Source organism: Arenibacter sp. 6A1 (assembly GCF_012272855.1).
In the GTDB taxonomy this organism is placed as follows: Bacteria; Bacteroidota; Bacteroidia; order Flavobacteriales; family Flavobacteriaceae; genus Arenibacter.
Genome location: NZ_JAAXCQ010000008.1, coordinates 121,546 through 145,998, shown reverse-complemented (window position 1 = coordinate 145,998; position 24,453 = coordinate 121,546). Strand labels below are relative to the sequence as shown.

The 24,453-nt window shown below is 41.1% G+C and carries 24 protein-coding genes; 10 read left to right on the top strand and 14 right to left on the bottom strand.

Features of this window, described 5'->3' with window-relative positions:
• Nucleotides 1–80: 80 nt before the first annotated feature.
• The 6 genes from sufD (at nucleotide 81) to HCG49_RS09315 (ending at nucleotide 5,480) form a co-directional block, all read left to right on the top strand.
• The gene (gene sufD, locus HCG49_RS09340; RefSeq protein WP_072762714.1) at nucleotides 81–1,397 is read left to right on the top strand and encodes a Fe-S cluster assembly protein SufD; all 1,317 of its coding nucleotides are present in this window, start codon (nucleotides 81–83) and stop codon (nucleotides 1,395–1,397) included.
• Nucleotides 1,398–1,439: 42 nt separating this feature from the next.
• Nucleotides 1,440–2,666, top strand: coding sequence for an aminotransferase class V-fold PLP-dependent enzyme (locus HCG49_RS09335; protein WP_168469264.1), 1,227 nt, complete (start codon nucleotides 1,440–1,442; stop codon nucleotides 2,664–2,666).
• A gap of 306 nt (nucleotides 2,667–2,972) precedes the next feature.
• Entirely contained in the window at nucleotides 2,973–3,395 is a 423-nt protein-coding gene (locus HCG49_RS09330) for a SufE family protein (RefSeq protein WP_168469263.1), read from the top strand.
• Between the two features lie 87 nt (nucleotides 3,396–3,482).
• The gene (locus tag HCG49_RS09325) at nucleotides 3,483–3,815 is read left to right on the top strand and encodes an SUF system Fe-S cluster assembly protein (protein ID WP_168469262.1); all 333 of its coding nucleotides are present in this window, start codon (nucleotides 3,483–3,485) and stop codon (nucleotides 3,813–3,815) included.
• A gap of 131 nt (nucleotides 3,816–3,946) precedes the next feature.
• Nucleotides 3,947–4,474, top strand: a complete 528-nt coding sequence (locus HCG49_RS09320) for a DUF2480 family protein (protein ID WP_168469261.1) — start codon at nucleotides 3,947–3,949, stop codon at nucleotides 4,472–4,474.
• A gap of 73 nt (nucleotides 4,475–4,547) precedes the next feature.
• Nucleotides 4,548–5,480, top strand: a complete 933-nt coding sequence (locus HCG49_RS09315; RefSeq protein ID WP_168469260.1) for a DUF3078 domain-containing protein — start codon at nucleotides 4,548–4,550, stop codon at nucleotides 5,478–5,480.
• An 888-nt stretch (nucleotides 5,481–6,368) separates the two neighbouring features.
• Here HCG49_RS09315 and hflX read toward each other — a convergent pair.
• The gene (gene hflX / locus HCG49_RS09310) at nucleotides 6,369–7,580 is read right to left on the bottom strand and encodes a GTPase HflX (RefSeq protein ID WP_168469259.1); all 1,212 of its coding nucleotides are present in this window, start codon (nucleotides 7,578–7,580) and stop codon (nucleotides 6,369–6,371) included.
• 78 nt (nucleotides 7,581–7,658) lie between these two features.
• Between hflX and HCG49_RS09305 the strand changes: the two genes are divergently transcribed.
• The gene (locus HCG49_RS09305; RefSeq protein WP_168469258.1) at nucleotides 7,659–8,633 is read left to right on the top strand and encodes an endonuclease/exonuclease/phosphatase family protein; all 975 of its coding nucleotides are present in this window, start codon (nucleotides 7,659–7,661) and stop codon (nucleotides 8,631–8,633) included.
• Nucleotides 8,634–8,806: 173 nt separating this feature from the next.
• Nucleotides 8,807–11,050 (top strand): S8 family serine peptidase, encoded by a 2,244-nt coding sequence (locus HCG49_RS09300; RefSeq protein ID WP_168469257.1) that lies wholly within the window; start codon nucleotides 8,807–8,809, stop codon nucleotides 11,048–11,050.
• A gap of 56 nt (nucleotides 11,051–11,106) precedes the next feature.
• Here HCG49_RS09300 and HCG49_RS09295 read toward each other — a convergent pair whose 3' ends face one another.
• The 13 genes from HCG49_RS09295 to hemA all read right to left on the bottom strand — a co-directional run bounded on the left by HCG49_RS09295 (nucleotide 11,107) and on the right by hemA (nucleotide 22,077).
• A complete protein-coding gene (locus HCG49_RS09295) occupies nucleotides 11,107–11,820 on the bottom strand; it encodes a 3'-5' exonuclease (protein ID WP_168469256.1) in 714 nt (237 codons plus the stop codon).
• Nucleotides 11,821–12,095: 275 nt separating this feature from the next.
• On the bottom strand, nucleotides 12,096–12,569 hold the full coding sequence (locus HCG49_RS09290) for a methylated-DNA--[protein]-cysteine S-methyltransferase (RefSeq protein ID WP_168469255.1): 474 nt from the start codon (nucleotides 12,567–12,569) through the stop codon (nucleotides 12,096–12,098).
• Nucleotides 12,569–13,690 carry a CNNM domain-containing protein gene (locus HCG49_RS09285; protein ID WP_168469254.1) on the bottom strand — a complete coding sequence of 374 codons (1,122 nt, stop codon included), beginning with the start codon at nucleotides 13,688–13,690 and terminating at the stop codon, nucleotides 12,569–12,571. Before HCG49_RS09285 ends, HCG49_RS09290 begins: the two co-directional genes overlap by 1 nt.
• 195 nt (nucleotides 13,691–13,885) lie before the next feature.
• A complete protein-coding gene (locus HCG49_RS09280; protein ID WP_168469253.1) occupies nucleotides 13,886–14,395 on the bottom strand; it encodes a DinB family protein in 510 nt (169 codons plus the stop codon).
• 113 nt (nucleotides 14,396–14,508) lie between these two features.
• Entirely contained in the window at nucleotides 14,509–15,483 is a 975-nt protein-coding gene (hemB, locus tag HCG49_RS09275; RefSeq protein ID WP_168469252.1) for a porphobilinogen synthase, read from the bottom strand.
• A 120-nt stretch (nucleotides 15,484–15,603) separates the two neighbouring features.
• Nucleotides 15,604–15,990 carry a YchJ family protein gene (locus HCG49_RS09270; RefSeq protein WP_168469251.1) on the bottom strand — a complete coding sequence of 129 codons (387 nt, stop codon included), beginning with the start codon at nucleotides 15,988–15,990 and terminating at the stop codon, nucleotides 15,604–15,606.
• 44 nt (nucleotides 15,991–16,034) lie between these two features.
• On the bottom strand, nucleotides 16,035–16,214 hold the full coding sequence (locus HCG49_RS09265; RefSeq protein ID WP_168469250.1) for a hypothetical protein: 180 nt from the start codon (nucleotides 16,212–16,214) through the stop codon (nucleotides 16,035–16,037).
• A gap of 9 nt (nucleotides 16,215–16,223) precedes the next feature.
• Nucleotides 16,224–17,135, bottom strand: coding sequence for an oxygen-dependent coproporphyrinogen oxidase (gene hemF / locus HCG49_RS09260; protein WP_168469249.1), 912 nt, complete (start codon nucleotides 17,133–17,135; stop codon nucleotides 16,224–16,226).
• Between the two features lie 86 nt (nucleotides 17,136–17,221).
• Nucleotides 17,222–17,983 carry an EI24 domain-containing protein gene (locus HCG49_RS09255; RefSeq protein ID WP_168469248.1) on the bottom strand — a complete coding sequence of 254 codons (762 nt, stop codon included), beginning with the start codon at nucleotides 17,981–17,983 and terminating at the stop codon, nucleotides 17,222–17,224.
• A 144-nt stretch (nucleotides 17,984–18,127) separates the two neighbouring features.
• A complete protein-coding gene (hemE, locus tag HCG49_RS09250; RefSeq protein ID WP_168469247.1) occupies nucleotides 18,128–19,156 on the bottom strand; it encodes a uroporphyrinogen decarboxylase in 1,029 nt (342 codons plus the stop codon).
• Between the two features lie 37 nt (nucleotides 19,157–19,193).
• On the bottom strand, nucleotides 19,194–19,871 hold the full coding sequence (locus tag HCG49_RS09245) for a uroporphyrinogen-III synthase (protein WP_168469246.1): 678 nt from the start codon (nucleotides 19,869–19,871) through the stop codon (nucleotides 19,194–19,196).
• 29 nt (nucleotides 19,872–19,900) lie between these two features.
• Entirely contained in the window at nucleotides 19,901–20,824 is a 924-nt protein-coding gene (gene hemC, locus HCG49_RS09240; RefSeq protein WP_168469245.1) for a hydroxymethylbilane synthase, read from the bottom strand.
• The gene (gene hemA, locus HCG49_RS09235) at nucleotides 20,821–22,077 is read right to left on the bottom strand and encodes a glutamyl-tRNA reductase (RefSeq protein WP_168469244.1); all 1,257 of its coding nucleotides are present in this window, start codon (nucleotides 22,075–22,077) and stop codon (nucleotides 20,821–20,823) included. The genes hemC and hemA overlap by 4 nt, the downstream gene beginning before the upstream one ends.
• 204 nt (nucleotides 22,078–22,281) lie before the next feature.
• Here hemA and HCG49_RS09230 point away from each other — a divergent pair, with 204 nt between their 5' ends.
• Nucleotides 22,282–23,172, top strand: a complete 891-nt coding sequence (locus HCG49_RS09230) for a helix-turn-helix transcriptional regulator (RefSeq protein ID WP_168469243.1) — start codon at nucleotides 22,282–22,284, stop codon at nucleotides 23,170–23,172.
• A 243-nt stretch (nucleotides 23,173–23,415) separates the two neighbouring features.
• A complete protein-coding gene (locus HCG49_RS09225; protein WP_168469242.1) occupies nucleotides 23,416–24,207 on the top strand; it encodes a ThuA domain-containing protein in 792 nt (263 codons plus the stop codon).
• The last annotated feature ends 246 nt before the right edge of the window (nucleotides 24,208–24,453 follow it).

Here is a 24,453-nt window from a genome sequence, read left to right as displayed (position 1 = left end):
GCGCAGGAATCATTTAGGAACAATTATATTCAAAATAAATAAGGTTCCCAATTTAGTAAGGGGACGACAATAAGTGAACAATGGATTTAAAAGAAAAATTAGTTTCCTCTTTCTTGGCTTTTGAGAATAATGTCGATGTAGACAATCCGGTACATGACATTAGAACAGCAGCTATAAAGAATTTTGAAGCAAAAGGGTTCCCTTCTAAAAAAGAGGAGGCCTGGAAATATACGTCCTTAAATAGCCTTCAAAAAATAGATTTTAGCATTTTCCCGAAAATGGAAAGCAACCTTGAATTTAAGGATGTTAAAAAATATTTCTTGAATGAAATAGATACCTATAAAATTGTATTTGTAGATGGGGTTTACAGCTCTTTTCTTTCAGAGACAACCCATGAAGGTGTCGATGTATGTCTAATGAGTTCTGCATTGAACAAGCCTACCTACAAGGCGGTAATAGATGTATACTTTAACAAGATTGCTTGTAAGGACGACTCTTTGACCTCGCTAAATACTGCTTTTAGCAAGGAAGGGGCATATATCTATATTCCCAAGAACAAGATACCCAAGAAGCCAATAGAAATCATACATTTTGCAACGGGTAGTGAGGCCGCGGCGCTATTGCAGCCAAGGAACCTTATCATCGCCGAGGAAAATGCCGAGTTACAAATTATAGAACGCCACCAAAGTTTAACGACGAATGAGGTGTTGACAAATGCTGTAACAGAAATATACGCGGCTAAAAATGCCATCGTAGATTATTACAAGATCCAAAACGATGCCCATTCTTCTTCTTTGATCGATAATACCTACATCGATCAAAAAGATGCAAGTCATGTAAAAGTACACACCTTCTCCTTTGGAGGGAAATTAACGCGTAACAACCTTAATTTCTATCAAAATGGCGAGCGCATAGAATCGACCATGAAAGGGGTGACTATTATTGAAGGAAAACAATTGGTAGACCACCATACCTTGGTGCACCATATTGAGCCTAATTGCGAAAGTCACCAGGATTATAAGGGAATTTACGATGAAAATGCTACCGGCGTATTCAACGGTAAGATTATTGTCGAAAAATTGGCCCAAAAGACCAATGCTTTTCAGCAAAACAACAACATTTTGGTGAGCGATAAAGCTAGCATCAATACCAAGCCGCAGTTAGAGATCTTTGCAGACGACGTAAAATGTTCGCACGGTTGTACCATTGGACAGTTAGACAAGGACGCCTTGTTCTATTTACAGTCTAGAGGGATTCCTAAGAAAGAAGCTCGGGCTTTATTAATGTATGCCTTTGCCAATAATGTATTGGAAAGCGTAAGGATCCCAGAATTAAAAACAAGGATCAATAAAATTATTGCCAACAAATTAGGAGTTAACTTAGGCTTCGATTTGTAATACTATACCATCCCTGTTTCGGCAGGGATTATTTTTTCCACTATGATACAAACCGTTTTAGATATCGTCGCGATTCGCAAGGACTTCCCCATTTTAAACAGGAAGGTCAATGGCAAGCCATTGGTATATTTAGATAATGCGGCTACTTCCCAGACCCCACAACAGGTTATCGATACTATTGTGGACTATTATAGCAACACCAACGCAAATATTCACAGAGGGGTGCATACGCTTTCCCAGGAGGCAACAGATGCTTATGAGCAGGCCAGACTGAAGGTTCAAAAGCATTTCAATGCCGAGAAAGCACACGAAATTATATTGACCTCAGGAACTACCCACAGTATTAATATAGTAGCAAACGGATTTGCCGCTATCTTACAACCGGGAGATGAGATAATGGTGTCTGCCTTGGAACACCACTCCAATATTGTGCCGTGGCAAATGCTATGCGAGCGTACAGGGGCCATTTTAAAGGTGATTCCCATGAATCTAGAAGGGGAGTTGGTGATGGCGGAATTCCATAAATTACTTTCAGACCGTACTAAACTAGTGTTCTGTAACCATGTTTCCAATGCCCTTGGAACGGTGAACCCTATTGAAGAAATTATAGAAAGTGCCCATAAAAAAGGCGCGGCAGTACTTATCGATGGCGCCCAGGCAGCCCCGCATATCAAAGCCGATGTGCAGCAATTGGACGTCGATTTTTACGTGGTCTCCGGACATAAAATGTGCGGCCCTACAGGGGTAGGCATGTTATATGGTAAGGAAGCGTGGTTGCAAAAATTACCGCCCTACCAAGGGGGGGGAGAGATGATCGCAGAGGTTACCTTTGAGAAAACTACCTATGCCGACCTTCCTCATAAATTTGAGGCAGGAACACCCAATATTTGTGGTGGAATTGCCTTTGGGGCAGCACTAGACTATATGAATGCCATAGGGTTTCCGGCTATTGCCGCCTATGAAGACGAACTTTTACAGTATGCTACAGAAAAACTCTTGGCGATCGAAGGTCTAAAGATCTACGGAACCGCCAAAGAAAAAACCGCTGTGGTATCTTTTAATATAGAAGGAATACATCCTTATGATATAGGAAGTATTTTAGATAAATTAGGGGTGGCCGTTAGAACAGGGCACCATTGTGCACAACCGATAATGGAATTCTTTAAAATTCCCGGGACCGTAAGAGCTAGCTTTAGCTTTTATAACACCAAGGAAGAAGTAGATGTGCTCGTTGCTGCGGTAGAAAGGGCCAGAGCAATGTTGTTATAAGGTAAAGAAGGTCCTAGGGATAGTTAGGACAGCCAATATAAATATATAAGCAAGGGGATAAAATGAGATGGTTTTATCCCCTTCTCTTTTCTGACAAACTATAGCCGTACTAGTACCGTTAACCGTGGTAGGTAGGGGAGGAAGAGAGGAAAATAAAAAGCTCAGCAAATCTGTTGGCGGTAAAGGAAGCAGAGAAACCATATCACTTTCATTATTCACCATTTAGATAGGATGCAATTTTGTTAAGCTTAGCCTATAGAGTTGATTAGAAACGAGACTTATTGTACCTTTGAACAAAATTTAGCTATGAGCATTAAAGAAATTCAGGAAGAAATTATAGATGAGTTTTCCATGTTTGAAGATTGGATGCAGCGCTATGAATATATGATAGAGCTAGGGAAATCTTTGCCCATGATAGAGCCTCAATACAAAACCGACGATAATATTATTAAAGGATGTCAGAGCAAGGTGTGGGTACATGCCGAATTGGAGGGAGATCGTTTGGTTTTTACTGCCGATAGCGACGCCATTATTACCAAAGGAATTATCGCTATTCTGGTGAGGGCTTTTAGCAACCATAAACCAATGGAAATTATAGAGGCCGATACCGACTTTATCGATGAAATAGGGTTAAAAGAACATTTGTCGGCAACGAGGGCCAATGGCTTGGTGAGCATGATAAAGCAATTAAAGTTGTATGCCGTTGCATACCAGACACAATTAAATTAATAAATACTGTAGCCAAAATACCCTATGGGTGGTTTAATAAGCCAAGGCAACAGCGCTTACAAGCAGAAGGCTATAAATTATATAAGAATGAGCGAAGAAATCACAAATATAGATACCCAAGCATTGGGCGAGAAAATAGTAAGAGTTATTAAAACGATATACGATCCGGAAATTCCTGTAGATATCTATGAATTGGGATTGATATATGACGTTCTTGTCAACGAAGATACAGAGGTTAAAATTTTAATGACCTTAACCTCTCCCAACTGTCCGGTAGCAGAGTCCTTGCCGATGGAAGTAGAAGAAAAGGTGAAGTCCATCGATGAAATTAAGGATGTGGAGGTAGAGATTACCTTCGATCCGCCATGGACAAAAGATTTAATGAGTGAGGAAGCAAAGCTAGAACTAGGCATGCTATAGGTTTCACTATCTAACCGGTAGTACACAACACTCCATAAGAGACCTTCTCTTTTATAAGCTTAAAACAACTTTTCCTGCCCTTAGGTGCCTTGTACCTAAGGGAGTGGGACAGGTATAAAATTTAACACAATATGGCATCTCAGGACCTAGAAAATAATTCCGAAATCGTAAATAGGGTAGCTCAGAGTAAGCTAATAACGTTTAATCTAGAAGACTATTACCCAAAGGGAAACCGTATTCTTATAGATATAAAGGATTGGTTGTACGAGGGCTTTATATTACGGGAAAAGGATTTTAGGGCGCAGTTAGAAGCACACGACTGGAGCCAGTACCAGGACGCCTATGTGGCCTTAAACTGTTCTACAGAGGCTATCGTACCAGGATGGTCCTATATGTTAATAGCGTCTAAATTACAGCCCTATGCCAAAAAAGTGGTGGTGGGTACCTTAGAGCAATTAGAGACCTCCCTGTATCAAACAGTGTTGGAAAAGCTCGATGTTTCCGAATACCAAGACAAGATGGTGATCATTAAAGGTTGTTCTAATAAGCCTGTGCCTCCCAACGCCTATATGTGGATACTGCTTAAAATCCAGGCGGTCGCCAAAAGCGTTATGTATGGCGAAGCTTGTTCGTCAGTACCCCTGTTCAAAGCAAAATAAGGGATTCAAGCTTTTTTTGGCATTTTCTTTTTTTGTAACTTTCTATTCTACGAACACTAAAACTATTTGCAACATGAAAAAATTAGCCATGGCAATACTGCTATTGTTAGCAGTCAATATTAGTTTTGCCCAAACATTAGACGAGTTAAAAGCTCAGAAAAAACTCAAAAAAGACTCCATTGCTGCCATCCAATCCAATCTAAAGGCAGTACAATCAAAAATAGATGCTTGGCCTGGATGGAAAAAAGGTGCTTTTGGTACCATAGGTGTCAGCCTTTCCGGTTTCAGTAGCTGGTATTCCAAGGGGACTCCGAATTCCAACGCTGGTAATATAGGGGTGACCCTCAACGGATATGCCAATCTTACCAAAGAAACCTTCTTTTGGAGAAATGCGGCCAACATAAATTTAAGCTGGGTAAGAATAGATGATAGGGACATCGATACCGACGATAATAGTTTTCAGGCGGCCTCCGATGTTTTTAACATATCGTCCCTATACGGTCAAAAACTAAGTAGTAAGTTCGCCATTTCTGCCCTGGCAGAATACAGGACAACCATCATAGACAACTTTAACGATCCGGGCTATTTAGATACTGGTGTTGGGGCCACTTGGACGCCCATTCCAGATTTGGTGGTCGTGGTGCACCCTCTTAACTACAACTTTGTATTTAGTAGTGGGGAAACTATTTTCGAATCTTCCTTGGGGGCTAAAATAGTGGCAGACTATAGTAGAAAACTTGGGAATATCAATTTTAAAACCAATTTATCCATGTTCCAGAGCTATAAAAGTTCGGATTTTTCCAATTGGACATGGACCAATGGCTTTGGGTATACCCTATGGAAAGTCGTTGGGGTAGGGTTCGATTTTGGTTTAAGGAGCAATAAACAAGAGGCCCTTAGTTATGCCATCGCTAATGCAGGAGCTACAGATCCGGTGCCTACTTTCGGTACCGTAGACAATAAGCTGCAGTCCTATTGGCTCATCGGGCTTAACTATTCCTTGTAATCTAAAATTACTTCGTTCAAAATAAAAAAAGGCGCTTTTATCGAGGGCCTTTTTAGCATGTAGGATTTGTTAATTTGGATCTATATGTTGCCGATGAAGGGTTTTAATTCCCATCAAATTGCTGTCAATCTTGTTTTGTCGCAGCTAGGTCGCCACGGATATATCATAAATATAAGGCTAAGAAATAGGGGCGGCAGGTTTATGTTGTGAAAGCATCGAAAACTGTTGTGAAGGCCTATAAAGTGGTATGTTAAAGGTTGGCGGACGTCACTAATAGCTTGTAGTATGCTAATTTGGGCGTTCCCTCCTTCGTCGGGCGGGCACTTCGCTATATCCCTTGCGCTGCTGCGGGGATGCCGCTGCGGTCCCTAACGCGGGTACAAGGATCAATAAGCAAATAACCAGTAGTAATGAAAAAATAATAATGCTAGAATCAATATGGTACCAGGGCCATGGGTTAATTGGAATTGAGTTGATGCAAAAATTTGGTTTCGAAGCAAACGCAAGTGCGAACATTACACCTGTACCCTACGGCCTAAGAAAGTATATTTAAAAAGGGGAAATAGCCAAAAGAAACCATAAGGGTGTAAAAAGAAATGCCCACTTTACAGTGGGCGTTTTCTTTAGATAAGCAGGTCTTTTAGTAAGACTTGGTGTTCACACGACGAACATTTTTGTTGCTAAGTGTCGATTTGGGGAACCGTAGCACTTTGTGATTTTCATGATCGTTAGATTTTGGGGGAAACCTATCGTTTCATTACAAAGTAAAGATAGGCAACTCCTTCTGTCCAGGATTATTTTTGTTGTGAACCCTGCTTGTTTTGTGGTGTAAATAATCAATGGTACATTTTTTCCGATAAATGGTCCTTGGAAGCATTGATTTTATACCTAGTATTCGTCCAAATTTTCTGGATACAGGAAGTTGTTATATGGGAATCGGGTCACATGAATGTCCCTTACCTCATCGTATATCCTTTTTCTAAACTCTTCTAAATTCTCTTTGTTCAAGGCCGATATAAAAATCGAATTATCGCCAACCCTTTGCATCCAAGTGTTCTTCCACTCGTCTATGGTAAAGTGTTTGCTTGTTTTTTCGGTAATAAGGTCGTCCTCGTCAATGGTATCATGGGTAAACTGGTCAATTTTATTAAAAACCATGATGGTTCTCTTGTCGTTACTTTTTATCTCCGACAAAATTTGGTTTACAGAGTCTATATGGTCCTCAAAATTGGGGTGCGATATATCTACTACATGTAACAATAAATCGGCCTCCCTAACCTCGTCCAAGGTACTTTTAAAACTTTCTACCAATTGAGTAGGCAACTTTCTAATAAAACCTACGGTGTCGGTCAACAAAAAGGGCAGGTTTCCTACGACCACTTTTCTTACCGTGGTATCTAGGGTAGCAAAGAGTTTATCTTCTGCAAATACCTCACTTTTACTGATCACATTCATTAGGGTCGATTTTCCCACGTTGGTATACCCTACCAAAGCAACCCGCACCAAAGCGCCACGGTTACCTCTTTGCGTCTCCATTTGCTTGTCTACCTTTAAAAGCTTCTTCTTTAAAAGAGCAATACGGTCACGGACAATACGTCTATCGGTTTCTATTTCAGTCTCCCCTGGTCCACGCATTCCAATACCCCCTTTTTGACGTTCCAAGTGAGTCCACAATCCGGTTAGTCTCGGAAGTAAATATTCGTATTGGGCCAATTCTACCTGGGTACGGGCATAACTGGTTTGGGCCCTTTGGGCAAAAATGTCCAATATTAAACTTGTACGGTCCAAGATCTTACACTTTAATTGCCGTTCTATATTTCGTTGTTGCCCCGGAGAAAGCTCATCATCAAAAATGACGGTGCCAATGTTGTTTTCTACAACATAAGCTTCTACCTCGAGCATTTTACCGCTACCGATATAAGTCTTAGGGTTGGGAAGGTCTATACGTTGAACAAAACGCTTGCTTACTTCACCACCGGCCGTATAGGTCAGGAATTCCAATTCATCCAGATATTCCGTAACCTTTTCTTCGTTCTGTGTCCTGTTCATGACACCGATTAGTACAGCCTTCTCGTATTCTATGGTTTTCTTTTCTAGCATATATCAATTTAAAGTACAAATCTAATCAATAGTTGGCAAGGGATTTTTTGTATTTTCGCAATCCTATCACAAAATTGAATGAATTTTTCATTTTTTAAGAGAAAAAAGGCCATTACCCGCCATACCATAGCCTTTTATAACGTAGAAAACCTTTTCGATCCCCTTGAAAACGAAGATACCCTAGACGCAGATTTTACCCCCAAGGGTGTTAAAAGATGGACCACCCATAGGTATAGAAGAAAACTACAACAATTGGCCACTACCATTAGTGAAATTGGGACATCATCTACAGGACGCCCTCCGGACCTGGTGGGTGTTGCCGAGGTAGAAAATAAATTGGTCTTGCAAGAGCTTCTGGCAACCGAGCCCCTAAAAACAGTGCCCTATGATTTTATACATTACGACAGTGCCGATGATAGGGGGATAGATACCGGACTTTTGTACAATAAGGAGACTTTTGAAGTTGTTGCTTCACAAGCCATTCCCTTGGTCGTAGATGGTGGCAACGCTGTTCCAGAGGGTACTAGGGATATATTATATGTCTTGGGAAAACTCAACGGAGAACCGATGCATCTCTTTGTAAATCATTGGCCCTCCAAAAGGGATGGTGACCTAGCAACGGAATACAAACGAATTATTGCGGCCAACACTATCACTGGATTTATGACGGACATCGAAAAAAAATATCCTAACGCCAGTTATGTGGTGATGGGCGATTTTAATGATGACCCCTCTTCTGTGAGCATACAAACCTTAAAAGGTTTCAATAGTCTGTACAATCCTATTGAAAAATTACAAACGCCTAAAAGGGGAAGCGTTAATTATCAGAAATCATGGTGTCTTTTCGATCAGATATTGCTGTCTCCTAATTTCCTGACAGATAAAAAGGGAACCCTTACATTGGCCGATGCCAATATTTTTGATGTAGAACATTTAAAGGAATGCAAAGGAAAGTATAAGGGTAGTCCGTTTAGGACGTATGTAGGAAGTAGATACTTGGGTGGAATTAGCGATCATTTTCCCGTTTACATACAATTAGAATTAAAAAAGTAAGAGAGCATAGTAAGATATAGAATTTAAATTGTAAAAATATAAGAGCTTCATAATTAGGTAATTTACTTATTTTAAAAAAATTTAGTGCTATTCATCGAATAATTAGGCACTTTAAACGATTATGTTTGGAGGCGAGATTACATTTGTACCCCCAATCTTAATGTAATTGAAAAATGACGTACGTAAAACCTAAATTGACAGCGCTTAGAATTTATCTCTTTTTGACATTTCTAAGTCTTGTTTCTTATAAATCAATTTCTCAAACCCCAAAACAAATCCAAGGAATAAAGGAGGAGTATCGTACTGCCAAATTGGGGATGTTTACCGATAAGCTTAAACAAGAATTTACGCACGAAAAGAATACTTTATTAGCCACGGCTAACGCAAAGGGCTGGAAACTAAGCGAAAAGCTTCCTGATGGAAATTATAGTGCCCTTACTTCTATAGGTGCAGACGGTACTCCAATTTACTACAGAACATATAGTACTTTTTTAAACAATGCCAACCGAGTAAATATGCTTCAAGATAAAGAGTTTCTAGGTTTAGAACTCCATGGAGAAGATATGTTGGTAGGGGTGTGGGATGCAGGAGCGGCCTTGGTAAATCACCAGGAATTTGATTCGAGAGTAACGGTCAAGGATGGCAGTGAGCTGGTAAATTCGCATGCCACTAAGATTATGGGAGTTTTGGTAGCTTCAGGGAAAGACTATAAATCCAAAGGGGTGGCCTATAAAGCAAAAGCAATTTCAAACGATTGGAGAAGGGATAAAATAGAGGTGGCCGAAATGGCCGCCAATGGCCTTCTTTTATCGAACCATTCTTATGGGATCAGTAGTAGTCAGGTACCGGACTGGTATTTTGGCTCCTACATTGATATTTCTAGGGATTGGGACAATATTATGGTCAATGCACCGTATTACTTAATGGTAACAGCTGCCGGAAATGCCCAAAGGAGCGGCGACAATGAGTCTCCTGTTTCTGGGACAAGAGAGGAAGGTTATGATATGCTTTTAGGATTTGCCACTTCAAAAAATGGAGTTACCGTGGCCGCAGCCAATATTTCTACCGATGACAATGGAATTCTGTTAGAAGCTTCCATAGCTGGTTATAGCAGCTTTGGCCCTATAGACGACGGACGTATAAAACCCGATATTGCTGCCTATGGCTCCAATGTATATACCACAGGGAGCAATAGCAATGATGAGTATGTAAAGGCCTCTGGTACTTCACTGGCTACCCCAGGAGTTACCGGTGCTATGTTATTATTGCAAGAATACCATCAAAAAATAGAAGGCCGTTTTATGAAAGCCGCTACCCTAAAAGGGTTGGTACTCCACAGTGCCGATGACGTTGCTGCCCCTGGCCCGGACTACACTATGGGCTGGGGAGTGATAAATTCTAAATCGGCCGCAGATGTTATTACCAATAACGGCTATACTTCCTTAATAAAGGAAGAGACGCTTAAGCAAGGAGAAACAAAGACCTATACCCTAAGGGCCAATGGTAAAGATCCTTTATTGGCTTCTATTTCATGGACCGATCCGGCCAGCGGAAAAGTAAATACAGGTACCTTAAACGATATGAGCGCTGCCTTGGTAAACGATTTGGATATCCGTATACAACAAGGTGTTGGGACCTATTTTCCTTGGAAATTAAATGCAAGCCGAGCAAAAAGTCCCGCTTTTCAAGGAGATAACAAAGTAGATCCTTTTGAAAAAATCACCATAGAGAACGCCCAAGGAGAATACACCTTGGTGGTTACCCATAAGGGACAATTGACAAATGAATCCCAAAACTTTTCCCTTATTGTTTCCGGAATAGCATTAAACGATTGTGTTTTGGATGTGCCCCAAGAGGTGGCACTGACCAAAAAGGAAATTACCGAGGTTACCTTTACCTGGAAGGCCAATACCGATGCTCTCTTTCAAGTTCAGTACAAGGAAAAGGAGGCTCAGGAGTGGACGACCACCACTATATTTGATGCCTTTTATACCATGACAAATTTAGTGGCCGGGAAGGATTATATCTTTAAGGTACAAACCTTTTGTTCGGATAGGGCGAGTTCTAGGTACAGCGAAGAATATGCATTTCATTTTCAAGGAAAAGATGAAGACATCGAAGGGGGTATGGATAAGGGACCTGTAATAGGTCAGGACCCTGTGGTAGATCAGGACCCTATAGAGGATAACAAACCGGGTATTGTTATTTATCCCAATCCCGTTCAGGAATATATCCACTTTCAAGGGGAGGTAACGCCGGAGCTGTTTTACAGCATTATATCTCCTGCAGGCAATACCGTAAAAAAGGGCCATTCTGTAGATAAGACAATTTATATCGCCGATATGCAGCCTGGGCTCTACATTTTAACCCTGGTAGACCTAGAAGGGACCAAGTCATTTAAGTTTTATAAAACATAATTATATTGAAAGCCTGTCCGGTGTTATTATAATCGCTGACGGATTTATGGACGGGCTTATATCCTTTTTATTTCTTCGGGCGATAACAGAGCTTGGTTGCAAAGACGTAAATATACTTGGGCAGTGGTAATCACATCCAATTCGCAATATTTTACAATGCGGTCCAAATCCTTTTCTTGGTAATAAACAGTGTTTACCATACTGCCATCTATATCTTCTTTTGGGGAGGGAATACCGAGAACATTGGCCATTAATTTCAGAGAAGTATAGTGCTTATAATCTCCAAATTTCCAAAGCTCCATGGTGTCTATATGTGCTATTTCCCATGGTTTTTTGCCAAATAGGTTTAATTTTTCGGGTAAATTTATTCCGTTGATAATCATCCTTCTGGCGATATAGGGAAAATCGAATTCTTTCCCGTTATGTCCACATAAAAGGTGGTTAGGGTGATTGAAATGGGTATCCAAGAGGTTCTTAAAGTTTTTTAGCAGATCGGATTCGTCCCCGTAAAAAGAAGTAACCCTAAAAGTCCGGTTATTTCCTTTAAAATGAAAATATCCAACAGAGATGGTCACTATCTTCCCAAATTCGGCCCAAATACCAGCCCGGTCATAAAACTCTTCCGCGGTAAATTCCTCTTTTCTTTGGTAGCTGGATTTATGCTCCCACAATTCTTGTTTTTCCGCATCCAAGAGCTTATAACTTTCCTGCTCCGGAACCGTTTCAATGTCTAAAAACAGAATATTGTCTAATTTTATTTTATGTAACATTTAGAGGCCTGTATTTTTAAATTGAAAGCTAAAACTGCTTACAATATACAAAATAAGGACATTTTTTAAAGGCGATTTTTATGGGGTGCCCCTGGCGTTTTATCTCAGGGATTTTTCTGCCGTTGTAATTATAAAACCAACCCTATGGTCTTTTGTAGGTTTTTGGATTTTATGATTCATAGGGCAACAATGGGGCAAGCGGTGTCAAAAGTTCGCTGAAATGCTTTTTATGGACCGGGGAAAGCGTTTTTTATTGTCAGGAAAAACTACTCAGTCTAAAATAAGGACTGTTGTTTTACGGGCTGCTCGTGTTCTAACAGCCATTTTTTTCGGTGTAAACCACCGGCATATCCAGTGAGGGAGCCATCGCTGCCAATAATTCTATGGCAGGGGATTACAATCCACAAGGGATTTTTTCCATTGGCGGCCGCCACGGCCCTTATGGCCTTTACATCCCCTACTAGTTTGGAGAGTTCCATATAAGAGGCAGTCTTCCCATATGGAATGCGTTTTAAAGCCTTCCATACCCTTTTTTGGAAATCTGTTCCCTCTGGGTTTAACGTTAGGCTAAACTCTTGCCGCTCGCCCTTAAAATACTCTTGTAGTTGGTACACTGCATCTTCAAGAGTTTCAGGAATAACATCCGTGATTGTTTCCTCCCCATCAAGGACGGTAATTTTAGATAGGCCGTTTTCATCGCCTTCTATTTTGGCAGTGCCCAAGGGGGTGGGAATATGGGCGATGTCCATTAGTCGTCGGTTTTATTTTTCTCGGCTTGCCTCATACGCTCGGTTCTTTCCTTCCAATTATTACGGGCCAAGTGCTGCAGGTTTTCCACGCTATCACTTTCATCCATAATTTCCAGGCCCAAAAGGGTTTCTAAAATATCCTCCATGCTCACCACCCCACTAACCGATCCGTATTCGTCTACTACAAGGGCTATGTGTTCCTTTTTAGCGATAAAGGTTTGAAACAGTTCGGGGATGGGGGTATTTCGTTTACTGATTAAAATATCCCTCTTTATCGAAGACAGCGGGGCCTCGCCATCTGTGCGTATCATTTCTTCCAAAACCATGTCCTTTAGTACAAACCCGGTGATATTATCTACTCTTTTGCTATATACCGGAATCCTAGAATATGGCATTTTAGGATTAGCATCGAAGAATTGTTTAATACTGGTCTCTTCCGAGGCTATTTTTACGACGGCCCTTGGCGTCATGACATCCTTGACCAATATTTCATCAAAGTATAACAGGTTTCTAATAATGGTAGATTCTGATTCTTGAAAAACCCCTTCCTCATGGGCAATATCGGTCATGGCACTAAAGTCTTCCCGGCTCAGTACGCTTTCGTGTTCTCCGCGTTTTCCAATAAGCTTGGTGAAGATTTGTAAAAGCCATAATATTCCGGTCCACTTAAGGCCCCATACCAATACATTCAACGTTTTTGTCGTAATGTTCGACAATTGTTTCCAATAGGTAGCTCCGATGGTTTTTGGGATGATTTCCGACGCTATTAAGACTAAAATGGTCATGAAGGTCGACACCCATCCTACCATAGCACCTTCAGTGAACTGCATCCCTAGAAAGGAAGTCTCTGTGTCGGTGTAGAGTTCGTTATAGGCTACTTTGGCTTGTACTCCCACTAGTATGGCCCCAACAGTATGGGCGATAGTGTTTAAGGTGAGGATGGCTATTAGGGGTTTGTCCACATCCTTTTTTAAAACCTCTAAACCTAGGGCATACGATTTTCCCTCTTTTTTCTTTAGGTTGATATAGGTTTGTGGAACACTTAGTAAAACCGCTTCCAAGATGGAACATATAAAGGATATTAATATTGCTAAAAACGCATAAAATAGTAGTAAACCCATAAATTATTTTAAAATTATGTTTTCATACTAAGGTAGTAATTAATTAAATATTCAGATTTTATTTAGAAATTCTTTAGCAATTGACCGGCAATAGCTTGGATAGTTAAGGACGGTGGGCATGTTCTGACCGGTTTTTTCCTATAGGCTTGTAGCACAAAAATCCATTTCACTGTAGTTATCTATTTATCTCAGGAATTACCATCCTATATATTTGGGCGGGGTTATTTGGTTGAGGTTTAAGTAAACGATCAGTTGGCCCCGATGATGGGTCACATGGTCCTGTAACAGGTTTAAAATTTGGAGCTTGGTTTTCTCCCCGGCAAAGAAATCAACCTTTGTGGCTAATTCGGAAGTAGGGATTTCGCCAAGGGCGATGGAAAGCGCATCAAAGGCATTGGAAAGCTCCGCTATAAGTTGTTCTTTTTCATTTTCTGGAGATGATTTTTTTACTTTTTGTTCGCTTTGTTGTAGATAGCTGCTACGGAGCCAGTCCATATTTTGCTGAATATGTTGCAACTGTTCCTTAAAACTCATTGCGCGCGGTGTAGGTTTATAATCGTATTGCTCTAATGGCATGGCTTGAGCAATCTTTAATAAATAGGTTTTGGAATTTTCCCATTTTTCCAAAAAAGTGGGTATTACTTGGTCTTGAGCCTTAAGGGAAAGGGATAGGAAAAAAATACAAAAGGGAAGGAGAAGCTTCATGTTTGTTAGTTTTATTATGAAAAAACAGCTTAAACGAGCCTTGTTGTTCTTAGTCACAAGGCTTGTTTAAGCTGCCCAATACACTCTTTAGGAGTGCTGCTTTATGTTGGATCTTAACCCAATAATTTTGCGGCATCTTTAGCAAAATAGCTGGCGATAATATTGGCGCCGGCTCTTTTCATAGCAACCAATTGTTCCATCATTACCGCATCGTGGTCTAACCATCCTTTTTCTGCAGCTGCCTTTACCATGGCGTATTCACCAGATACCTGATAAACAGCTACCGGCACATCAACTTCATTTTTTATCTCCCTGACGATGTCCAAATAACAAAGTCCTGGTTTTACCATCACAATATCGGCACCTTCATCGATATCCATTTCTGTTTCTTTAAGGGCTTCAAATCTGTTGGCGTAATCCATCTGATAGGTCTTTTTATCACCAAATCCTGGAGCAGAATCCAAGGCATCCCGGAAAGGGCCGTAGAATGCAGAGGCGTATTTTGCACTGTAGCTCATAATACCCATGTTTACAAAACCTTCGTCTTCAAAGGCTTCACGGATACCAAGGATTCTACCATCCATCATATCGCTTGGAGCTACAAAATCGGCTCCGGCTTCGGCATGGCTCACACTCATAGCGGTCAAAACCTCTACAGAATCGTCGTTAACGATCTCGCCGTCTTCTACAATGCCGTCATGACCATAGGAAGAATAAGGGTCCAAGGCCACATCGGTCATCACCAACATTTCTGGGCAGGCATTTTTCACCGTTTGTATGGCTCGTTGCATAAGCCCTTTGGGATTAACGGCTTCTGTACCCTTATTGTCTTTTAAGTTATCGGGAACTTTTACAAACAACAGTACCGATTTTAACCCTAGGGACCATAGTTCTTTGACCTCTTTTTCTAATAGATCTAGACTGTAGCGGAAATAATTGGGCATAGAAGCAATTTCTTCTTTTACGCCTTTGCCTTCCACTACAAAAAGGGGAACTAAAAAATCGTTAGGGCTTATGATGGTTTCGCGCACCAAAGACCTAATGGCTTCATTGGTACGGAGTCTTCTGTTTCTTTTTAAAGGGTACATAGTCTGAGTTTTAGTGCTTCAAAGATAAGGGAACTAAGTGTACATGAAACTTAACTCCTACCGATGAAAGGTTAAAAATGTTTTAAAATAAGAGGGTGTCGACTAAGAGGATTTCGTCTTTTATGTTGCATATCCCACATAGGTCCAATGGCCATTTTCTTTTACAAAGGCCGATTTTTCGCGGATGACGTCTACTTCGCCATTTTCAAGAAACAGGGCGTTAAATGATACGGTGCCTTCCGTATCGCTAGGGCCGCCCTTGGTAGTTTCTAAAGCCTCTAATCGAATCCAGCTGACCGATTTTGCCCAGCTTACAATAGCGTCTTTTTCCGAAGTAGGGCGGGTACTGCTATGGTGGCTTTCCATGAGATAATCGCCGTTGGCCATGACAAAGGCGGTGTACCTAGAGCGCATTAACTGTTCGGCAGTGGTAACCGATGAAATGTTTTTATGCGCCGGTTCACAGCATTCGGAATACGTTTTTTGGGTTCCACAAGGACAGTTCATAACATGGGTTTTAGGCAGCCATACCTCAATGAGAGGCAATAGAGCTATTTATTATCGTTTTCTTTTTCTTGGGCTTTTTGCTGTTCCAAATGTTTGGTGACAATTTCCTTTAGGCGCTCCTTTCGGGTTTCAATTTCCTTTTTGAGCTTGTTTTTCTTTCGGTTCATCAACTTGGTGTGTTTTGCCTTGTTGAGCGTGTTTTTTTCTTTCCCCTTCTTACCCATAATTATTTTTTAGGAGGTTTTAGCCCATTCTTTAGGCTGTGCCAGTACTTTTAGCAGGCGTTCTTCTTCGCTGTCTTTTTCCGGATGATGGTCGTATACCCACTGTACATGTGGGGGTAGACTCATCAGAATACTTTCTATACGGCCATTTGTTTTTAGGCCAAACAAGGTACCTTTATCGTGTACCAGGTTAAATTCTACATACCGGCCACGGCGTATTTCTTGCCAATGGCGTTGTTCCGGAGTATAAGGTAGGTCTTTTCTCCTTTCTACAATGGGAACATAGGCTTCTAAAAAACTATTCCCTACTTCGGTTTCAAAAGCATACCAATCTTCCATAGACATGGTATCCGTAGCCTTGCAATAGTCATAAAAAAGTCCGCCTACTCCACGGGCTTCATTTCTATGGGTATTCCAAAAATAGGCATCGCATTTTTCTTTGTAGGTAGCATAGAAGCTAGGGTTGTGCTTATCGCAGGCATTTTTACACACCTCGTGAAAGTGTTGGGCATCTTCATCGAAGAGGTAATAGGGGGTAAGGTCTTGTCCGCCGCCAAACCATTGGTCTACCAATTTCCCGTCCTTGTCGTACATTTCAAAATAGCGCCAATTGGCATGTACGGTAGGTACCATAGGGTTTTTTGGGTGGATGACCAGGCTAAGGCCACAGGCAAAAAAATCGGCATCTTGAACCCCGAAATAATTCTGCATGCTTTCTGGCAGTGCCCCGTGCACGGCTGAAATATTGACTCCTCCTTTTTCAAAAACGGCCCCGTTCTCTATAACCCTAGAGCGACCGCCACCACCTTCGGGACGTTGCCAAAGGTCTTCTTTAAAAGTTGCCTTTCCGTCTACCGCTTCTAACTTGGCCGTGATGGTGTCTTGTAATTTTAGAATGTATTCGTAAAATTTATCTTTCATAGTATATTTTTCTTGGAACCCTCTTTTTACAGACGTTCCTTTAGTTTTCTTCTTGGATGTGATGGTCTATAATTGCGCCATCGAAATTAATTGGGGACCCTTGCGATCTTATTTTCTGCTTCTAATAATTCTACCGTTTTAACGGCCGCTGCGGTGACCGATAGGGGCAACACCAAAATAACGCCTAGGACGGGGATAAACAGAAAAAGCATAAAAACGATACCGTTGCCTATGGCTGTTCCTTTGTTTTTTCTGACAAAGAGAAGGCTGTCCTTATATTTTAAATGACGTTCTAAGGTATAATCCATATTTCCAAAGCCGGCATAATACGCCTGCACTGCAAATAAAAGTAGGGTAGCTACCACTCCTATGACGGGAATAAGTCCCAATAGCAAAATTGGAAGGGTCAGTAAAAGTTCCATACTTAAGTTCCGAAGGTTGATTCGGATTCCCCGCCAAAGTTGTTCCATAAAGGACGTTTTTCTATGGTTGTGGTTGCTTTTTCCAAGGAGATGTTCCTCTATTTTTTCGGATACCGGACTCATAAAAGGTGCCGATAGTGCCATGACGATATGTTTGTAAAGGATAAACCCCAATAGTAGGATGAGTAGGCCTCCTAAAATTTCGCTGATGACCGTAAAGGTTTCCTTTCCCCATTCCCAGACCCAAGCTTGGGAAATAAAAAGGCCTATAGCATCTGATAGGGAATAGGCAGCTGTGATGATGAGTGCTGCTGTGAGTAGGCTAATGATAATTGGAATCCAAAAATACTTCCAGAGTCTTAGGGTAGCAATGAGACGAAAAGTACCCGAATAAGCTTTTATACCTCCTAATATATGTTTAAGCATACTAGCCATTTTGCGTAAGCGATTGAAGAGACATCCTTTTATTTTTATCTTGCCCTTAGGCAAGTAAAAGATAAAAATAAAAGATAAAACGGAAAGCGCGACCCTTTTGCCGCTGAAAAGCGGAAAAAGGGTGACGCCCAAATACTACTGTTTATATTCTTTTACCGCATCTATGAAGGCCTTGGCGTGGTCTAGAGGGACATGTGGCAAAATGCCGTGCCCTAGGTTGACCACATACTTGTCCTTACCAAATTCATTGATCATTTGGGTAACCATTTTCTTGATTTCTGCCGGTGGCGACAACAATCTTACCGGATCAAAATTCCCTTGCAGGGTAATATTTCCTCCAGAGAGGTACCTGGCATTTCTGGCCGAGCAGGTCCAGTCTACCCCAAGGGCCGCGGCACCAGATTTGGCCATGTCGCCCAAGGCAAACCAGCATCCTTTTCCAAATACGATTACCGGAGCCTCGTCTTTAAGGGCATCAACGATTTGTTGGATGTACTGAAAGGAAAATTCCTGATAATCGGTCGGGGAAAGCATACCGCCCCAAGAATCGAATACCTGAACGGCATTGACCCCGGCTTTTACCTTTGCTTTAAGATAGGCAATGGTGGTATCGGTGATTTTTTGCAATAATTGGTGAGCGGCAATAGGGTTGGTAAAGCAAAATTCCTTGGCTTTGTCGAAGGTTTTACTACCCTGGCCCTGCACTACATAACAAAGGATGGTCCATGGCGAACCGGCAAAACCGATTAATGGAATGTCGTCGTTTAGGAGTTCCTTGGTGGCCTTAATGGCTTGCATCACATAGTCGAGCTCTACGTTAACATCGGGAACGATAACCTCGTCCACACCTTTTTGATCGCGTACCGGATTAGGCAAATAAGGTCCAAAATTGGGCTTCATTTGCACTTCTATGTTCATGGCTTGCGGGATCACTAGAATATCGCTGAAGAGAATGGCCGCATCCATGCCGTAACGGCGAATAGGTTGTACGGTAATTTCACTGGCTAATTCCGGAGTTCTGCAACGGGTGAAGAAATCGTATTTATCGCGAATAGCCATAAATTCGGGCAAGTAACGCCCCGCTTGGCGCATCATCCATACTGGTGGGCGCTCTACTGTTTCTCCTTTTAAGGCTCTTAAAAATAAGTCGTTTTTTATACTCATACTAAAGTGCTGTAAGTCCTGCCGTAGCAGGAATCCATTAATTAATTCTTTTGGCTGTTAGGGTTTCAATGGCCTTTTCCAAAACACTTTCCAGGGTGGGTTTGGCGGCAATAACAATATTGTTGCTGTGCTTTTTTACTTCTTCTGCCGTGGTAGTCCCAATACAAATAGCAATACTTTCTTTGATGGCATTGGCGGCGGTAAAACTCTCTACCCCGCTTGGACTAAAGAATAATACGGCCTTAAAATTGTCCTTAAACGCTACCGGATTTGGGGTATTGTTATAGAGTTGTACTTCTTTAAAATTAATATGGTGCTGGGCCAAAGCAGTTGGAATCTCGTGCCTTCGTTTATTGCCACATAAAAACAGAAAGGACTCGGTCTTGTACTTCTCTACCAATTTTTGGGCCAGTTCTTTGCCATAATGGGTCATTTCTACCACTTCAAAACCGTGTTCTTCTAGCAATGCCTTGGTTTTTTCTCCTACACAAAAGGCCTTTGGTAAGGCATGGTTGGTGGGGGAGGATAGGGCGCGTTGCCCCAGATAGGCGTTTACCGTATTTTGACTGGTAAATATTAAGTTGGGGTACTGTTGGTCTATGGTAAAATCCTTGAAGCTTATGGTAATGGCGTCGTAATCCACCACCGATAATTGGGCGTGGCCAAGCAATTCCTTTTGGGATGCACTAAGCTTTTTGGTAGATAGTACAGACATAGACATAGGTGAAAAAATTGGTGCTGAGGTTAGGCCTTTTCTTGGGCTAAATTAGTTTTTATATCGGCCATTAAAGCTTTTCCCCCGTTTTGTAAAATTTCTAGGGCCAGTGACTTTCCTAAGTCTTGGTATTCGGAAACGGGAATCGTTTTTTTGATTTCTAATTTTTGTTTGCCGTCTAGGGAAAGCAACAATCCTTCAAAGGAAAGTTGGTCTTTGTCTATGATGGCCAAGGCTCCTATAGGGGCAGTACAGCCACCTTCCAATACCTGTAAAAATTGACGTTCTACATGGGTACATATCGCTGTAGGGTGATGGTTTAGTTTGGCAACGGCTTCTTGCGAAAAGGGATCGTTTTGCATGCAAACAACTACCATGGCACCTTGCGCAGGGGCAGGAACCATCCAGTCTAGTTCAATATATTTTTCTGGCAGTACGTTAATACGCTCTAGGCCTGCTTTGGCAAAAATGGCCGCATTCCAGGAGTTGTCCTGTAATTTTTGCAAGCGGGTGTTTACGTTGCCGCGGATATCTTCTACGGAATGGGTTGGGTATTTGTTAAGCCATTGTGCTTTTCTTCTAAGGCTTCCAGAAGCTATAGTGCCCGTACCGTTTAAAAAATCGAGCTCCTTGTACACTAAAATGTCGCGGGTATTGGCACGTGGCAATACGGCGGTTTGTACAATGCCCTTGGGCAATAAGGTGGGTACGTCCTTCATAGAATGTACCGCAATATCGACCTGGCCGTTGATCATGGCAACATCGAGGGTTTTGGTAAAAATTCCAGTGATACCGAGTTCGTACAGCGGTTTGTCCAATAACAAATCCCCGGTAGATTTTACCGAAACGATCTCTGTTTTATATCCTAAAGCCTCTAGTTGTTGTTGTACGGTAGTGGCTTGCCAAAGGGCCAGTTGGCTATCTCTGGTGCCAATTCTTATTGTTTTACTCATTTAGATTCTGGTTCTAGTTGAAAAACTCTTTGTATGAGGTCTAAACTGGTATCGGAATCTACTTCGTTATCTTTTAAATGATTGGCGAACTGTTTCGTGATTTTTTGGATGATGCGGTCTGTGATGATATCGGCATGATCTGCGTTAAAATCTGAAAGTTTTTTACTCTGGAAATCGAGCTCCTCGTCTTTCATCGTCTTTAATTTTTTCTTTAAAGCCTTGATGATAGGGGCAAATTTTCTGGTTTCCAACCACTTGATGAATTCTTCTTTTACCTCGTCTATGATGACCTCTGCATGGGGCACGAATTGTTTTCTGCGTTCCAAGGTGTCATCTGTCATTTGCGAAAGATGGTCTAAATGTACCAAGCTAACATTCTCTAGTTCCGTGACATCATCAGACACATTTTTGGGAATGGAGAGGTCAAGGATCAACAACGGTTTTTTGGTGTGTATGAGTTCCTTGGAAATGGTAGGCGAATGTGCTCCGGTAGCTACAATCAGAACATCCGTATTTCGGATTTCGGCCTGTAGGTCCCCGTAATTTTTAACCACCAAATTAAACTTGCCCGCAATTTTCTCGGCCTTGTCCTTGGTACGGTTAATAAGGGTGATATGGGAATTTTTGGTGTGTTTAATTAGGTTTTCGCAAGTGTTTCTTCCAATTTTACCAGTCCCGAACAATAAGATATTCTTATCGGAAATATCCGGAACGTTTTTGGTGATGTACTGCACAGAGGCAAAAGCTACCGAGGTAGCTCCCGAAGAAATTTCAGTCTCATTTTTGATACGCTTACTGGCTTGGATGACAGAATTGCACAGGCGCTCTATGAAATGATTGGTCAATTCTTGTTTTTTAGAGCGATAAAAACTCTGCTTTAATTGACTGATGATTTCAAAATCGCCCAAAATTTGACTATCCAGGCCGGTACCCATCCTAAATAGGTGGTTGATGGCTTCGTTGTTTTTGTATACGTAGGCAACATCTTGAAATTCCTCAATAGAACCAAGGGTATTGTCACATAACAATTTTATAAGCTGAAAGGGATGCTGGGCAAAACCGTGTAGTTCTGTTCTATTACAAGTAGAGGTTACCAATAGACCATCTAAGCCTATAATTTTGGCTTGTTCTAGAAGTTGGTTCATGGCATTTTCGTCTAAACTAAATTTGCCTCTTACCTCCGCGTCGGCCTTTTTGTAATTAAGGCCTATGGTATAGAACGAACTGTGTTTGGATAAATTATAATGTTTCATAAAAACTCTTCAGAGCAAGCACAAAAATAATGGCATCGTTTGGATAAAAGTAACGCTAGAAGAACAATTAGTATCGTTTGTGGTTTTTTAACGATAATTTAGGGCTGAAGTCCCTAAAATGGGCTAATTTAGCAGTGGTCCGAGTACTTGCTTGGGTCTTAATTTAGAACAGTTCTAAATAGTTTGAATTTATAAATTGGCAAAATGGAAGCAGAAAATGTCGCTAAAGGTTCTTTTGAAGAGGTGTATATTGAAGACGGATTTTATGTGCTAAAAATACAGAACGATAGTATTGATAGTCAGAAGGTTACGAGAGATATTGACAGCTCCTTTATCCAGTTTCATTTTTGTTTAAAGGGGAGTGCTAAATTTGTCTTTAACGAGGGGCGTTATGCCTTGGAGGTAACCGAAGAGAACAGCCTACTCCTGTATAATACGGAGGTAGATTTACCCTTAAATTTGGTGTTACAGCCAAAGTCTTGGTTGGTATCTATTGTAATGACCATCAGAAAATTTCATTCCTTATTTTCTAAGGAGGCCGATTATATCCCATTTTTAAGTGCCGATAACAAGGACAAGAAGTATTATGCACAAGAAAGGGTTTCACCTGCCATAGCCGTTATCCTGAGCCAGATGATGAATTACAATTTGCATCGCTCTATTAAAGAACTGTATATTAAAGGAAAGGTATACGAGCTTATTTCTCTTTATTTTAACAAGAGCGAAGACGCCGATGTGGAACAATGTCCTTTCTTGGTCGATGAGGATAACGTAAAGCGTATCCGAAAGGCCAAAGAAATTATGATTTCTAGAATGACCGAACCTCCGACCTTATTGGAACTGTCCGAAGAAATTGGCCTGAGCCTTAAAAAATTAAAAGAGGGGTTTAAACAAATATACGGCGATTCGGTCTTCAGTTTTTTATTTGATTATAAGATGGAATACGCTCGTAAAATGCTGGAATCTGGAAAGCACAATGTCAATGAGGTTGGGTTAAAGGTGGGATATAGTACCGCAAGTCACTTTATTTCGGCCTTTAAAAAGAAGTATGGGACGACCCCTAAAAAATATTTAATGTCCTTGGCGAATAGTTAAGGTGTTGATTTGTATAATCTTAGAGGGGCGTGAAAGTTGCCTCTATAAGACAAAGGGGCTTTATTTTGATAAAAGCAAACGAACGCTATGGTGATCTGATATCTTTCCCTATCATCGTTAATATGTTACAGAAAATCGAATTATAGCGGTTTTTCCTATAAACTACTGTAATTAAAGGGGCTGGTGACACGAAAATAGTCTCAAAATTCCGATATTTAACATTCACTATATAATAACGAACTTATGAGACGTCTATTCAGGAATTTGACTTTTTTAATAGCGGCTGCCATGTTTATTGGGTGCGGCAGCACCAAAATAGAACAGCAGGTAGTCCTCAACCCTAATTTACACACTTCTCCACCATTAAACCTACCTAGGTTGTCTGCTCCGCAGGTGTTGGTTTTTACGAAAACGGCCGGATTTAGGCACGGTTCTATAGAAAAAGGGATAGCCACTCTTGTAGAACTAGGGCTCGAAAATAATTTTAAGGTAACCCAGACGGCAGATTCCTTGCAATTTAACCTTCCGAATTTAAAAAAATATAAATTGGTAGTTTTTCTCAACACTACCATGGATGTTTTGGGCGATGCAGAACAAAAAGCCTTTGAACGATATATTCAGGGCGGCGGTAGTTTTATGGGGATCCATGCTGCTGCTGATACCGAATACGATTGGCCTTGGTACGGGAAATTGGTTGGTGCCTATTTTGTAAGTCACCCTAAACAGCAACATGCCACTATACAGGTGGTAGATAAAACCCATCCGTCTACGGCGCATTTAAATGACAATTGGTTGCATTTTGATGAATGGTATAATTTTAAGAACATAAATCCGGACCTTAAGGTGCTAATGATGTTAGACGAAACTAGTTACGAAGGTGGCGAAAATGGAGAGTACCATCCTATTGCCTGGTACCACGAGTTTGACGGCGGCCGTTCCTTTTATACTGGTTTGGGGCATACCGAAGAAGCTTTTGACGACCCCGATTTTAGGGCCCATTTGCTAGGCGGCATAAATTATGGCCTAAGACGATAAGGCTATAGAATATTTCTGAGCACATTATATGTATCTACACTACCGCTGAAGTTTCCTAATAGGAAGTTTCAGCGGTATTTTTTATTGAAACAAAGCTGTAATTTTCACATAATTATAAGAATAAAACCTTCTTTTAATTTCTACATTGCGCCGGTTTTAATGTCAACATCGAGGATACTATCATCGCTGATCAAAAAAGTTTTTCAGGGATATAGAAAGGCCTTGTGTTTGTGAAAAATTAATTAT

Excerpts from the sequence above, each read along its gene's own strand:
- sufD (WP_072762714.1), top strand. The coding sequence starts at position 81 with ATGGATTTAAAAGAAAAATTAGTTTCCTCTTTCTTGGCTTTTGAGAAT.
- HCG49_RS09335 (WP_168469264.1), top strand. The coding sequence starts at position 1,440 with ATGATACAAACCGTTTTAGATATCGTCGCGATTCGCAAGGACTTCCCC.
- HCG49_RS09330 (WP_168469263.1), top strand. The coding sequence starts at position 2,973 with ATGAGCATTAAAGAAATTCAGGAAGAAATTATAGATGAGTTTTCCATG.
- HCG49_RS09325 (WP_168469262.1), top strand. The coding sequence starts at position 3,483 with ATGAGCGAAGAAATCACAAATATAGATACCCAAGCATTGGGCGAGAAA.
- HCG49_RS09320 (WP_168469261.1), top strand. The coding sequence starts at position 3,947 with ATGGCATCTCAGGACCTAGAAAATAATTCCGAAATCGTAAATAGGGTA.
- HCG49_RS09315 (WP_168469260.1), top strand. The coding sequence starts at position 4,548 with ATGAAAAAATTAGCCATGGCAATACTGCTATTGTTAGCAGTCAATATT.
- hflX (WP_168469259.1), bottom strand. The coding sequence starts at position 7,580 with ATGCTAGAAAAGAAAACCATAGAATACGAGAAGGCTGTACTAATCGGT.
- HCG49_RS09305 (WP_168469258.1), top strand. The coding sequence starts at position 7,659 with ATGAATTTTTCATTTTTTAAGAGAAAAAAGGCCATTACCCGCCATACC.
- HCG49_RS09300 (WP_168469257.1), top strand. The coding sequence starts at position 8,807 with ATGACGTACGTAAAACCTAAATTGACAGCGCTTAGAATTTATCTCTTT.
- HCG49_RS09295 (WP_168469256.1), bottom strand. The coding sequence starts at position 11,820 with ATGTTACATAAAATAAAATTAGACAATATTCTGTTTTTAGACATTGAA.
- HCG49_RS09290 (WP_168469255.1), bottom strand. The coding sequence starts at position 12,569 with ATGGACATCGCCCATATTCCCACCCCCTTGGGCACTGCCAAAATAGAA.
- HCG49_RS09285 (WP_168469254.1), bottom strand. The coding sequence starts at position 13,690 with ATGGGTTTACTACTATTTTATGCGTTTTTAGCAATATTAATATCCTTT.
- HCG49_RS09280 (WP_168469253.1), bottom strand. The coding sequence starts at position 14,395 with ATGAAGCTTCTCCTTCCCTTTTGTATTTTTTTCCTATCCCTTTCCCTT.
- hemB (WP_168469252.1), bottom strand. The coding sequence starts at position 15,483 with ATGTACCCTTTAAAAAGAAACAGAAGACTCCGTACCAATGAAGCCATT.
- HCG49_RS09270 (WP_168469251.1), bottom strand. The coding sequence starts at position 15,990 with ATGAACTGTCCTTGTGGAACCCAAAAAACGTATTCCGAATGCTGTGAA.
- HCG49_RS09265 (WP_168469250.1), bottom strand. The coding sequence starts at position 16,214 with ATGGGTAAGAAGGGGAAAGAAAAAAACACGCTCAACAAGGCAAAACAC.
- hemF (WP_168469249.1), bottom strand. The coding sequence starts at position 17,135 with ATGAAAGATAAATTTTACGAATACATTCTAAAATTACAAGACACCATC.
- HCG49_RS09255 (WP_168469248.1), bottom strand. The coding sequence starts at position 17,983 with ATGCTTAAACATATATTAGGAGGTATAAAAGCTTATTCGGGTACTTTT.
- hemE (WP_168469247.1), bottom strand. The coding sequence starts at position 19,156 with ATGAGTATAAAAAACGACTTATTTTTAAGAGCCTTAAAAGGAGAAACA.
- HCG49_RS09245 (WP_168469246.1), bottom strand. The coding sequence starts at position 19,871 with ATGTCTGTACTATCTACCAAAAAGCTTAGTGCATCCCAAAAGGAATTG.
- hemC (WP_168469245.1), bottom strand. The coding sequence starts at position 20,824 with ATGAGTAAAACAATAAGAATTGGCACCAGAGATAGCCAACTGGCCCTT.
- hemA (WP_168469244.1), bottom strand. The coding sequence starts at position 22,077 with ATGAAACATTATAATTTATCCAAACACAGTTCGTTCTATACCATAGGC.
- HCG49_RS09230 (WP_168469243.1), top strand. The coding sequence starts at position 22,282 with ATGGAAGCAGAAAATGTCGCTAAAGGTTCTTTTGAAGAGGTGTATATT.
- HCG49_RS09225 (WP_168469242.1), top strand. The coding sequence starts at position 23,416 with ATGAGACGTCTATTCAGGAATTTGACTTTTTTAATAGCGGCTGCCATG.